Annotated in this window: 10 protein-coding genes and 1 riboswitch; of the genes, 2 read left to right on the top strand and 8 right to left on the bottom strand. The window is 67.3% G+C overall.

Annotation, left to right across the window (positions count from 1 at the left end):
• Window positions 1-38 precede the first annotated feature (38 nt).
• Entirely contained in the window at window positions 39-1,133 is a 1,095-nt protein-coding gene (locus tag ACQR13_RS11005; protein ID WP_316201336.1) for an HWE histidine kinase domain-containing protein, read from the top strand.
• A gap of 6 nt (window positions 1,134-1,139) precedes the next feature.
• Here the strand turns inward: ACQR13_RS11005 and ACQR13_RS11000 are convergent, their stop codons facing one another.
• The 8 genes from ACQR13_RS11000 to ACQR13_RS10965 form a co-directional block, all read right to left on the bottom strand.
• The gene (locus ACQR13_RS11000; RefSeq protein WP_316169345.1) at window positions 1,140-1,955 is read right to left on the bottom strand and encodes an XdhC family protein; all 816 of its coding nucleotides are present in this window, start codon (window positions 1,953-1,955) and stop codon (window positions 1,140-1,142) included.
• A gap of 214 nt (window positions 1,956-2,169) precedes the next feature.
• On the bottom strand, window positions 2,170-3,375 hold the full coding sequence (locus tag ACQR13_RS10995; protein ID WP_316225874.1) for a vWA domain-containing protein: 1,206 nt from the start codon (window positions 3,373-3,375) through the stop codon (window positions 2,170-2,172).
• Window positions 3,372-4,241: an AAA family ATPase gene (locus tag ACQR13_RS10990; protein ID WP_434862825.1), complete on the bottom strand. Its 870-nt coding sequence runs from the start codon at window positions 4,239-4,241 to the stop codon at window positions 3,372-3,374. The genes ACQR13_RS10995 and ACQR13_RS10990 overlap by 4 nt, the downstream gene beginning before the upstream one ends.
• A gap of 350 nt (window positions 4,242-4,591) precedes the next feature.
• A complete protein-coding gene (locus ACQR13_RS10985; protein ID WP_316201340.1) occupies window positions 4,592-7,012 on the bottom strand; it encodes an aerobic carbon-monoxide dehydrogenase large subunit in 2,421 nt (806 codons plus the stop codon).
• Window positions 7,009-7,509 (bottom strand): (2Fe-2S)-binding protein, encoded by a 501-nt coding sequence (locus ACQR13_RS10980; protein ID WP_315714063.1) that lies wholly within the window; start codon window positions 7,507-7,509, stop codon window positions 7,009-7,011. The genes ACQR13_RS10985 and ACQR13_RS10980 overlap by 4 nt, the downstream gene beginning before the upstream one ends.
• 229 nt (window positions 7,510-7,738) lie before the next feature.
• Window positions 7,739-8,602, bottom strand: coding sequence for an FAD binding domain-containing protein (locus tag ACQR13_RS10975; protein ID WP_434862824.1), 864 nt, complete (start codon window positions 8,600-8,602; stop codon window positions 7,739-7,741).
• A 330-nt stretch (window positions 8,603-8,932) separates the two neighbouring features.
• Window positions 8,933-10,141 carry an MHYT domain-containing protein gene (locus ACQR13_RS10970; protein ID WP_315826168.1) on the bottom strand — a complete coding sequence of 403 codons (1,209 nt, stop codon included), beginning with the start codon at window positions 10,139-10,141 and terminating at the stop codon, window positions 8,933-8,935.
• Window positions 10,142-10,618: 477 nt separating this feature from the next.
• The gene (locus tag ACQR13_RS10965) at window positions 10,619-11,224 is read right to left on the bottom strand and encodes a 6,7-dimethyl-8-ribityllumazine synthase (protein ID WP_315826167.1); all 606 of its coding nucleotides are present in this window, start codon (window positions 11,222-11,224) and stop codon (window positions 10,619-10,621) included.
• Between the two features lie 77 nt (window positions 11,225-11,301).
• A riboswitch (FMN riboswitch) is annotated at window positions 11,302-11,495 on the bottom strand.
• Window positions 11,496-11,889: 394 nt separating this feature from the next.
• Between ACQR13_RS10965 and ACQR13_RS10960 the strand changes: the two genes are divergently transcribed.
• Complete coding sequence (locus tag ACQR13_RS10960; RefSeq protein ID WP_315714059.1) at window positions 11,890-12,390, top strand: YbjN domain-containing protein; 501 nt, start codon at window positions 11,890-11,892, stop codon at window positions 12,388-12,390.
• Window positions 12,391-12,528 lie beyond the last annotated feature (138 nt).

Here is a 12,528-nt window from a genome sequence, read left to right as displayed (position 1 = left end):
ACCTGTCACTGGCTGAACGCCCGACCGACGAAAGCTGCATGACGTCCGATCGCGACGCCTCCGCGCCAGACCGATTGACTGCCCTGTTGCAGACCGAGCTGCTCGACTCGCCGCCGGAGCCGGGCTTCGATCGCGTCACCCGCTTGACCTCGCGGCTGCTGCAGGCTCCGGCGGCGATCATCGCGCTGGTCGATCGCGACCGGCAGTTCTTCAAGAGCTCGGTCGGCCTGTGCGAGCCGTGGGCGTCGCTGCGCGAGACGCCGCTCAGCCACTCCTTCTGCCAGCACGTCGTGACCTCGGCGCAGCCGCTGGTGATCAGCGACGCCAACGAGCATCCGCTGGTGAAGGACAATCTCGCGGTGCCGGTTTTCGGCGTGATCGCCTATCTCGGCGTCCCCCTGCGGCTGCCGAGCGGCGAGGTGATCGGCGCGCTCTGCGCCATCGATCACGAGCCGCGGCCGTGGAGCGACGACGACATCGCCCAGCTCACCGAGCTCAGCGAGATCGTGATGGACGAGATCGCGCTGCGCACCGAGAATGCACGGCGGCGCACGATCGAGCAGCACCATCGCGTGCTCGTCCATGAGCTCAATCACCGTGTCAAGAACACGCTGGCGCTGGTCGACAGCGTGATCGCGCTCAGCATCCGCGCCGATTCGGCGCTGGCCGCGTTCGGCGAGGTGCTGCGCGGCCGCATTGCCGCGCTGACCCGCAGCCACGCGCTGGCGCTGGACCGCGGCCGCGAGGCGATCGCGCTCGATGAACTCGTCTGCGCCGAACTGGCGCCGCTGCAAGGCGACCGTGTCACGGTCGACGGTCCTGCCGTGCCGCTTCCGCCGGGCGTCGCGCTGTATCTGTCGATGGGGCTGCACGAGCTCGTCACCAACGCGGTGAAATACGGCGCGCTGTCGAACGATGCAGGACGGGTGACGCTGAGCTGGACCCATGCCGACGGACGGCTCAAGCTGTCCTGGGAGGAGAACGGCGGCCCGCAGGTCTCCCCACCTGCGAGCAACGGCTTCGGCTCGCTGCTGTTCGAGCGCATTCTCGGCGCGGCGCTGAAGGGCGAGGTCACGCGCGACTTCGCGCCGGATGGGCTCAGGGTTTCGTTCGACCTGCCGCTCGCGCCATGACGGAATTCAGCCGCGCTGGCCGCGCCGGCGCGTCAGCGTGATCTCGGCCAGAATCGACATCGCGATCTCCTCCGGCGTGATGGCGCCGAGATCGAGGCCGGCCGGTGCCTTGACCTTGTCGAGCAGCGCGGCGTCGATGCCGGCCCTGATCAGCTTGTCGCGCAGGCTGTCCATCTTGCGGCGGCTGCCGACGAAGGCGTGGTAGGCCGCATCGCAGGCGAGCGCGGCGCGCAAGGCCGCCTCGTCGCCCTTGCCTTGCGTCGACACCACGACGAAGCGGCTGCTCCCGGCCGGTTGATCCAGCGCGAAGCCATCGATCAGCACATCGGCCTCCGGCGTCGTGACGAGATCGGACGCCGGCGCCGCCAGCGTCACGTGATAGCCGAGCGGCCGCGCCTGTGCCGCGAGCGCGATCGCGACCGGGCTCGCGCCGAGGATGACCAGCGCCGGATGCGGCAGCACCGGCTCGACGAAGATGTCCATGGTGCCCTTGCTCGGGCACATGTTGGCGGCGAAGCGCACGCCCTCCCTGGTTTCGCCCGGCTTGACGCCGAGCTCGGCGAGCAGGTTCTCAGGCTGCACCGAGACCATGCGCGGGATGCCGTCGGCGAGCGCCTCGCGCGCTGCCTTCAGCACCGCGCCGCGGGCGCAGCCGCCGCCGATCCAGCCCGCGACGATGCTGCCGTCGGGGCGGATGATCGCCTTGGCGCCGGCCTTCGCGGCGGTCACCGACACCGTACGGACGACGGTGGCGAGCACGAAGCTCTCGTCGTTGGCTTTCAGTTGCGCGGCGAGATCGAGCAGTTCGGGAGCAGCGGTCATGACTGCCTCCTCTGCGGACTGTCGGAAGCACACTGCTTCGACAGAGAAGGTATGTTCCCTCCCCCCTTGTGGGGGAGGGCTAGGGAGGGGGGCGTCTTGCACCGATGTCGGGGTACCCCCCTCCCCAGCCCTCCCCCACAAGGGGGGAGGGAGCGCACCACCGATGCTGCGACAGCGCGCCTTGAGCTCACAACGATGCCGCGCATCCGCATCCTCACAACCTCGCCAAATAAGGCTCCAGCGCCGCGAGCGAGCTCAACGTATGCGCGGGCGCGTAGAGATCGACGAAGGGCAGCGCGGCCTTGATGCCGCGCGCTTCCGGCGCATAGCCGTCCCAGCCGAGCATCGGATTGAGCCAGACGATGCGGCGGCAACGGCGCGACAGTTGCGCCATCTCGCGGCCGAGCAAGGCTGGGTCCCCGGTGTCGTAGCCGTCGGAGACGATCATCACGCAGGTCCGCGAATGGATGACGCGGGGCGCGTGCCAGCGATTGAAGGTCTGCAGGCTCTCGCCGATCCGCGTCCCGCCGCCGGCGCCCTGCGCCATCATCGAGAGACGGTCGAGCGCCCGCGCGGCATCCTTCTCCTTCATCGCATCCGAGACATAGGCAAGCCGGGTGTGAAACAGGAACGCTTCGGCCTCATGGAACGCGTCGAGCACACCGTGGATGAAGCGCAGGAACACCGCGGTGTAGGGGCTCATCGAGCCGGAGGCGTCGAGCAGCACCACCAGCCGCAGCGGCTTGTGCTTGCGTCGCCGGTGCACCAGCGCAATCGGCACACCGCCATGGCTGATGTTGCGGTGGATGGTGCGGCGCAGGTCGAGCCGCTCGCCCTTGCGCCGCAACTGATCGCGGCGCGTCAGCCGTGTCCGCATCGCCCGGGCGAGCCGCGCCGCAGCCTCGTGCGCCAGCGCGACCTGGTCAGGATCTGCGAGCTTGCGGAAGTCGGTATCGCTGATGGACTCCACGCGCGATGCCCCTTCGCGCAGGCCCTCGCCGCCCGCGTCGCGTGGGGTTTCGTCAGAGGGAATCTGATCGGTCGCGCCGTGAGGCTCCGGCTGACCGGCATTCGCATCCTGCAGACTCTTCAGGGACGGGCTGTTCGCTCTCGCCGTCGCGCCGGAGACCAGCGAGCGCGAGCGCACGCGCTTGCCGAGCCAGAACGCGTCGAACAGGCCGTCGAAGCGATCCCACTCGCTCTTGCGCGCCGAAAACAGGTGCTTGAAGGCGGAGCGCAACAGGCCGGGCTTATCGGCATAGCCCGCACTCATCACGGCCGCCGCATCCTGCCCCTCCGACAGGCCGACCGCAAAGCCGTTATCGCGCAACGTCTTGAGAAATGCACCGAGGCGTCCCGCGACCAGCCGCGCGACCGCGTTCATGTCCTCGTGGTCGGGTGTGGTGCCACAGCAGCTCATGCGACCTTCCCCAGCAGCCGCGCCGTGACCTCGCGCGTGATCCGCGCGCGGTCCTCATGGGTCTTGAGCAGGCACATCAAGGTGTCATGCACCATCTCCGGCTGGTCCTTGAGATCGCGCACGTCGAGCCCGACCAGTGCCGCCGCCCAGTCCAGCGTCTCGGCGACGCCGGGCACCTTGCGCAGTTCCTCCTTGCGCAAGGAGTCGACAAGGCGCGCGATCTGCAGAGCCAGTTGCGCCGAGGCGCCGTCGATCCGCGCCAGGATGATGCGCGCCTCGCGATCGACGTCGGGATAGTCGACGTAGTGATAGAGGCAGCGCCGGCGCAGCGCGTCGGACAATTCGCGGGTGCCGTTGGAGGTCAGCACCACGTGCGGGATGCTGATTGCTTTGATGGTGCCGAGCTCCGGAATCGAGACTTGGAAGTCCGACAGGAGCTCCAGCAGGAACGCCTCGAATTCGTCGTCGGCGCGGTCGATCTCATCGATCAGCAGCACCGGCGGCGTGGCGCGGCGGATCGCCGCAAGCAGCGGCCGCTCCAGCAGATATTTCTCGGAGAAGATCTGGTCCTCGGTGGTGTCCGGCTGGCCGCGATGCGCCTCGATCGCGAGCAGCTGGCGCTGGTAGTTCCACTCGTAGAGCGCGGAGCTCTGATCGAGGCCTTCATAGCATTGCAGACGGATCAGCTCGGTGCCGTGGACGCAGGCGAGCGCCTTGGCGACCTCTGTCTTGCCGACCCCGGCCTCGCCTTCCAGCAGCAGCGGCCGCCTGAGGAGCTGCATCAAGGTGATGGCAGTCGCGAGCTCGCCGTCGGCGATATAACCGCAGGCGGAGAGCGATTGTGCGATGTCGTCGCGGGCTTTCATCAGCGTTTGATTCTCGATCTCACCGCGAAGCCAGTACGCTCCCTCCCCCCCCTTGTGGGGGAGGGCTAGGGTGGGGGGTAGCATCAGGCGACACCGCCGCCGGAGACCCCCACCCCCAATCCCTCCCCGCAAGGGGGAGGGGAGCGCACTGCCGATGCCGTTATAGCTCCACTCTCTCCGCGTCATTGCGAACGAAGCGACGTGTCCGCCGAAGCCCGCAGGGGGCGTAGGCGGAAGCAATCCAGGGTGGTGGGCGGGACTCTGGATTGCTTCCGCCGTCGCCCTTCGGGCTATGGCGGACAAGTCGTCGCTTCGCTCCTCGCAATGGCGAAGGTGCACTTGGATATAGCCTACGCCACCACGCCCAGTTTCTTCGCCGCCTGCCAGTTACGCCAGAAGTCGTGGGGCATCTGGATGTGCGTCGCGCCCAGGAACGAGAACGCGTCATTGACCGCATTGGAGAACGCCGGCACGCCGCCGACATTGGGGCTTTCGCCGACGCCCTTGGCGCCGATCGGATGGTGCGGCGAAGGCGTCACCGTGAAGTCGGTCTCCCAATGCGGCGTCTCCACCGCGGTCGGCATGAAGAAGTCCATGAACGAGCCGGTGACGACATTGCCCTCGGCGTCGTAGCGGATCTCCTGGCCCATCGCGATGGCGAAGGCTTCGGTGAGGCCGCCATGGATCTGGCCCTCGATGATCATCGGGTTGATGCGGGTGCCGCAATCATCCAGCGCATAGAAGCGCCGGACCTTGTACACGCCCGTATCCACATCGATGTCCATCACGCAGAGATAGGCGCCGAACGGATAGGTCATGTTGGGCGGATCGTAGTAGCTCACCGCCTCCAGCCCCGGCTCCATGCCGGGCGGCACCGAGTTGTAGGCCGCCCAGCAGATGTCCTTCATCGACATCACCTTCTCGGGCAGGCCCTTGACCCGGAAGCCGTCGATGTCCCATTCGAGATCGTCTTCATGGACCTCGAGCTTGTAGGCCGCGATCATCTGCGCCTTGGCCTTGATCTTGCGCGCGGCCATCGCGATGGCCGCGCCGGCCACCGGCGTCGAGCGCGAGCCGTAGGTGCCCAAGCCATAAGGCGCGGTGTCGGTGTTGCCCTCCTCGACCATGATGTTGTCGGCGGGAATGCCGATCTCGCTGGCGATGATCTGCGCCCAGGTGGTCTCGTGTCCCTGGCCCTGGCTCTTGGTGCCCATCCGCGCGATGCCGGCGCCGGTCGGGTGCAGCCGGATCTCGCAGGAATCGAACATCGCGATGCCCAGGATGTCGCAGTTCTTCGACGGACCGGCGCCGACGATCTCGGTGAAGAAGGAGACGCCGATGCCCATGATCTCACGGGTCTCGCCGCGCTTGAACGCCGCGCGCTTCTCGGCCTGCTCCTTGCGCAGGCCTGCGTAGTCCACCGCTTCCATCATCTTGCGCATGGCGGTGTGGTAGTCGCCGGAATCGTACTCCCAGCCGAGCGCCGAGTGATAGGGAAACTGCTCCGGCTTGACGAAATTCTTCAGGCGCAGCTCCGCCGGGTCCATGCCGAGCTTCTGCGCGAGAATGTCCATGCCGCGCTCGATGCAATAGGCCGCCTCGGTGACGCGGAACGAGCAGCGATAGGCGACGCCGCCCGGCGCCTTGTTGGTGTAGACGCCGTCGACGGAGAGATGCGCGACCGGGAAGTCATAGGAGCCGGTGACGATGTTGAAGAAGCCGGCGGGCCATTTCGACGGGTCGGCGCAGGCGTCGAAGCCGCCGTGGTCGGCGAGCACGTGGACGCGCAGGCCGGTGACCTTGCCGTCCTTGGTCGCCGCGATCTCCGTGGTCATGTGGTAGTCGCGGGCGAAGGCAGTCGCGGTCAGGTTCTCGATGCGGTCCTCGACCCATTTCACCGGCTTGCCGGTGACGATCGAGGCCACCGCCGCGCAGATATAGCCGGGATAGGCGCCGACCTTATTGCCGAAGCCGCCGCCGATGTCCGGCGCGATGACGTGGATCTTCTGCTCCGGGATCTTGGCGATCAGCGACACCACGGTGCGGATGACATGCGGCGCCTGGAAGGTACCCCAGATCGTCAGCTCGCCCTTGATCTTGTCGAACGCGCAGACGCACTGGCAGGTCTCGAGCGGCGACGGATGGGTGCGGTGATACGAGATCATCTCCTTGATGGTGACGTCGGCCTTCTTGAACGCGGCGTCGGTGAGCTCCTTGTCGCCGACGCTCCATTCGAAAATGTGGTTGTGATGCTTGCGTGGGCCGTGTGCGCCGGAGGTCTTGCCGGCAAGGTCCTCGCGCAGCACCGGCGCGTCCGGGTCCATCGCCTTGAACGGATCGACCAGCACCGGCAGCGGCTCGTATTCGACGACCACCTTGGAGACGCCGTCATCGGCGGCATAGCGGTCGGTCGCGACGACGAAGGCGACCTCCTGGTTCTGGAACAGCACCTTGCCGTCGGCGAGCACCATCTGCACGTCGCCGGCCAAGGTCGGCATCCAGGCGAGGTTGACGGTCTTCAGGGTCTCGGCGGTGATCACCGCGAGCACGCCGGGCACCTTCAGCGCCTCCTCGGTGTGGATCGCCTTCACCCGCGCATGCGCATGCGGCGAGCGCACGAAGTCGCCGTGCAGCATGCCCGGCAGCTTGACGTCGTCGACGTAGTTGCCCTTGCCCTGGGTAAAGCGGATGTCCTCGACGCGCTTGCGCCGGCAGCCCATGCCTTCGAGCGCGGCTTCGCGTTGTTCCCGCGTGGGAGTCAGGTCGTTCATTCCGCGGCCTCCTGGAATTCCACGCCGTTGATCTTGGCGGCGGCGTATTGGATCGCCTTGACGATGTTCTGGTAGCCGGTGCAGCGGCAGATGTTGCCGGAGATGCCAGCGCGGATTTCCGCCTCCGTCGGCGACGGATTCTCCTGCAGCAGCCGATGCGCGCGGATGATCATGCCGGGCGTGCAGAAGCCGCATTGCAGGCCGTGCATCATGCGGAAGCCTTCCTGCAGCGGCGACAGCGTGCCGTCGGCGTTGGCCATGCCCTCGATCGTGGTGATCTCGCAGCCGTTGGCCTGCACCGCGAGCATGGTGCAGCTCTTCACGCTCATGCCGTCGATGTCGATGGTGCAGGCCCCGCAATGGCTTGTCTCGCAGCCGATATGGGTGCCGGTGAGCTGCGCCTGCTCGCGCAGGAAATGAACCAGCAAGGTGCGCGGCTCGGCGAGGCCTTCGACCTCGCTGCCGTTCACCTTCATCGTGATATGGGTTTTGGGCATTTGGTGCTCCCTTGAAATTTGTTTGAGCTTTGGCCCGGCTATCAGCCTCCCGGGCGGTGAGCTCGCCTCCCCCTTGCGGGGAGGGGTCGGGGGTGGGGGTCCACGGCGGCAGTCTCGCTTGGGGCTACCCCCCCTCCCCGCCCCTCCCTCACAAGGGGGGAGGGAGATGAGAGGACGTGCCGGGGGCGAGAAGGCACCGCATGCGGGCCCGCGGTGTCAGCACACCCTGCTACTTCGCCCTCGCCGCCGCGCGCTGCAGGGCGCGCATCACCATGATGCCGCCGACATGGATGCGGTACTCGGCCGGGCCGCGCGCATCGGACGCCGGCTGCATGATCGCGCGCGCCGCCGTCGCGGCGGCCTTCAGCGCGGCATCGTCGAGCGCCGTGCCGATCACGGCGTTGGCCGCGTCGGTCGCGAGCAGCGGCGTCTCGTGCAGATTGGTGAGCGCGATCACACAGCTCGCCACCTTGCCGCCGGCCATGGTCAGCACGACGGCCGCCGCGGCGGTCGCGTAGTCGCCGACCTTGCGCTTCAGCTTCTCATAGGCGTAGCCGTGTCCCGCAGGCGGAACGGGAATGCTCATCCCGGTGAGGATCTCGCCCGGCTCCAGCGCGGTGAAATAGGCGCCCTGGTAGAATTCCCGCGCCGCGACCTCACGGGCGCCGTTCGGCCCCTCCAGACGGTAGCTTGCATCGAGCGCCAGCATCAGCGCCGGCATGTCGTTGCCGGGATCGCCATTGGCGACGTTGCCGCCGAGCGTGCCGCGGTAGCGCACCTGCGGATCGGCGATCAAAAGCGCCGTTTCGTGCAGGATCGGCAGGCTGGCTCCGATCTCGGTCGAGGCCAGCAGCTCGGCCTGCGTGGTCATCGCGCCGATGACGATGCGGTCGCCATCGCGGCGGATGCCCTTGAGCCCGGCGATGCCGTGCAGATCGATCAGATGCGCCGGGGTCGCCAGTCGCAGCTTCATCATCGGCAGCAGGCTGTGGCCGCCGGCGAGCGGTCGCGCGTCATCGCCGAGGTCGGCGAGCAGCTTGATCGCATCGCTGACGCTCGCCGGCCGGTGATAGTCGAACGGGCCAGGAATCATGACGTTTCCTCTCCTGTGCTGGCCTGCCTTATCGGCAAGGCCGTCGCGTTGTTGCGGCGGGCGTTCGTGCTGCGAGAGCGAAGTGCGAACGCGGACGCATCGCGGATTGGCGCGGAGCGTCGATCGGGATCGCTGGCCGCGCAACGAAGCCGGCACGGAGAGCGGCGAAATCGCACGAAATGCGGCTGGTCGCGCACGAATTGCGTCAGCGAGGGCGACCCAATCGCGCGAGTGACGGCGTGAGCGGCCGCGCAAGACGCGCGCGCTCGGTGTTGCATGCGTTGGGGAGAATGGCGGCGCGCTGTTGCAGCAGCGAAACGAACGCTGAACTCAGGCCGGCCGCCGCAGCCCGAGCCGCGCCTTGACCTCGGCGACCTTGGCGCGGCTCACCGGCACGCGCGGCTTCGAGGGGCCATCGAGCTCGATGATCGCGCCCTCGCCTTCCCGACCGACGTAGATCACATGCTCGATCGCGACGATGTGGCTGCGGTGCACGCGGATGAAGCGGCCGGGATCGAGCTGCGCCTCAGCCTCGGAGATCGACCATGGGCACATCCGCTCGCGGGTGCCGTCGTGGATCCGCGTGTAGTGCGCATCGGCGCGCACGCTGCGCACGTCCCCGGCATCGATGAAATGGGTGCCGTTGGCGCCCTCCAGCGGCAATCGCGCCGCGGTCGCGCGCGGCGGCTGACCGATGCCCCCCAGCGGCGCCGCCGTCGCCCGGCTCATAGCGGCGACCTCGACCACCGGCTCGGCCGCCGTCGCGGCCGGCTCCGGCGCCAATTGCGGCGCAGCCTCGGCAACGGCCGGCATCGGCTGCGATTGACGGCGCGGGTCCGGCACCAGCGACAGCAAAAATCCGGCGGCGATGACGAAGCACAGCACGGCGACGACGATCGCGAGCGCTTGCGGCGACGCAGCAAGTCCTGGTGCGGCGTGATCGTGTCCCTCGCCCATCGGCACGACATGCATTCCCAGCATCGCCGTGTAATGCATGCCGGACACGGCGATGCCGAACGCAACCGCGCTGATGGCGAGCCGCAGCCCGTCCTGCCGCGCCAGGAAGATGCGCAGGCCGCCATAGGCGGCGCCGATCGCAATCGCCACCGACAGCGCCACCAGCGCCGGATCATGCGTCAGCCCGAATGAGCCGGACAGGCCGTGCATGCCGACATAATGCATGCTGGCGATGCCGGCGCCGAGCAGCAGCGCGGAAGGGACGACGCGCCGGGGGGAGGGATCGCCGATGCTGACGAAGAACAGCGAGATGCCGATCACGAGCGCGCAGATCAGGAACGAGATGATGGTCGGCAGCACCAGATAGACGGCATCAGGCGGCAGTGGCGCCGCCATCATGCCCACGAAATGCATGGTCCAGATGCCCACGGCCAGAATCCCGGCGGCGCCGGACAGCAGCACGCGCGCATTCTCTCCCGGCCCGCTGCGGATGCGCGCGGTGAGACTGAAACCGGTATAGCCACCCAGGCTCGCGATCACGACCGAGAGCGCGACGAGATAAGGATCGTATCCTTCGATCATCCTTGTCGGCCGCCCGTCGCCACGGGCCAGCCTCCTCCCGAGGGAGATTTTACAGGGGTGGCGAGGAAATTGACAACACAAGGCGGGGAGCGTGAGGGGGCTTGGTGTCGCTGGGGGACAAGCGAGGGCGGCAAGCTTGATTGGCGTGGCGCCAGACGTTGGATTCGATCTGGAGCGGCGAACGCGGTGAGTTCCCCTCCCCCTTGCGGGGAGGGGTTGAGGGTGGGGGTCCCCGAGTCGTACCTTAGCTGATGACCAATCGAATTCTGCGGAGCACGACGGCAACGACTCGCATCATTGAGTCCGTCCTAGATCGGTAAATACAACGGTGCGCATCACCAAGTTCAGCGCCCGGAGACCCCCACCCCCAACCCCTCCCCGCAAGGGGGAGGGGAGCAGGCCGCCGTCGCGGTGAGACCTCGGCTCCCGACACTGAAGCATGTGTGGCCGGCCGTGACCGGCCACACACCGTCCGCCTCAGATAATCCCCGCCGCGACCTGGCTGCGCAGCCGCTCCAGGCTCAGCAGCGTCTCGGCGCAGGCGGTCGCCACCTCGATGCCCTTGGTCGCAAAATGCTTGCGGAAGAACTCGAAATGCGCCTGCGTCTCGTGGAATTGCTGCGGCGTCAGCACCGCGGAGAACACCGGCACCTCGGTGCGCAATTGCACGTCCATCAGCGCCTTGATGACGGTGTCGGCGACGAATTCGTGGCGGTAGATGCCGCCGTCGACGACGAGGCCGGCCGCGACGATCGCGGTATAGCGCCGCGTCTTGGCCAGGAGCTGCGCATGCAGCGGGATCTCGAACGAGCCTGGCACCTCGAAGATGTCGACACGATCGCGCGGGATGTGGCGCGCCTCGATCTCGTCGAGAAAGGCCAGACGGCATTCGGCGACGACGTCGCGATGCCAGGCCGATTGCACGAAGGCGACGCGCTGCGGCTTGCTGAAGCGCGGATGCGACGGCGCCGGTGGCGACTCGTCGGGCGGTAACGCGACCGGCGTATCCGCCGGCGGCGACGTTCCTACAGCGATGGTGTCGGTGGGCGTATCAGTAGGCGCGTCTTGCAACATCTGATTCATGGTTGTCCTCGTCAGAGACCAGAATCAGGGCACACGGAACGACGACGCCCCCACGCGGGATTGCGCGGGGTGCCGGGACCCGTTCTCTTTCATCCGGACTGTGACCGTCGGCTTCGGAATCGCACCGAATCTGCTGACCCTTCTCTGCGCGACGCGTTCCGGAGAACAGAATTCTCCAGACCGTGCCTTGCCGAGAAGGCGCTCGCGGGCTCGCGCTCGACCGAGAACGCTTACCGCCGGTGGGGAATTTCACCCCGCCCTGAGAACATCGGCCGCCCGGATGGACGGCCTGAATGAACTATGCAGGCGGTCGGCGGCTGCGGCAAGGCCTCACGCCCGCGGTCCGCGACGGGCGGCCATGCAGACGCTCACGGTCGTTCCCGCGGCCAAATCACCTCAGACCGAGCGGCTGCGGCGTGTCCGATTCCGTTTTGTTCTCGTTCGCCGATGATTCCACAGGCCGGACAGGAGTTGTGGACGAAGCGGTGTTTGGCTGTGGACGGACTCGCCCCCCCGTTGCGCAGATTCCGCAAATCACATCAGTTTGTCCTCGCACGCCTCGGGGTACCTCCGGGACTGCAAGCCGGGTCGCGAAGCGCCGAGAGGGCGTGGGCCGGGTCGCCGCGTATGTACCAACGAGATCAAGAAGACGAGGTCGAGACGGCATGTCCCTGCTCGAAAGCACTATCGATTCCGCAGATCATCCGCTGAGCGTGGTCGAGACCATTGCGGCCGACAACAATTGGATGTTCGAGCGCTCCGGCGAGGACGAGATCACGATCGCCTCCAAGGGCCAGTGGACCGACTATCAGCTTTCCTTCACCTGGATGGCGGAGATCGAGGCGCTGCATCTGGCCTGTGCCTTCGACATGAAGATTCCCGAGGCGCGCCGCGCCGAGGTGCAGCGGCTGATCGCCGCGATCAACGAGCAGCTCTGGCTCGGCCATTTCGACATCTGGACCCACACCGGCATGGTGATGCACCGCCAGGCCCTGGTGCTGCCCGGCGGGATCACCGCGTCGGGACTGCAATGCGAGAGCATGCTGGCGGGCGCCATCCACGCCTGCGAGCGCTATTTCCCGGCCTTCCAGTTCGTGGTCTGGGCCGGCAAGTCGACCCAGGAGGCCATGGCGGCGGCGCTGTTCGATACAGAGGGCGAGGCGTAAGCCGCCGCCGCTCCATCACACGCGGTGTCGTCCCTGCGCACGCAGGGACCCATACCGCGTGATGTCCGTGTGGCGCGCGACGCTTGTCGCTCTGCCCCTGCTCCACTAGAACCGCCGGTGGTTATGGGTCCCTGCTTT

Source organism: Bradyrhizobium sp. HKCCYLRH3059, from assembly GCF_051168035.1.
Taxonomy (GTDB): domain Bacteria; phylum Pseudomonadota; class Alphaproteobacteria; order Rhizobiales; family Xanthobacteraceae; genus Bradyrhizobium.
This window is presented reverse-complemented; position numbering and strand designations above follow the sequence as displayed.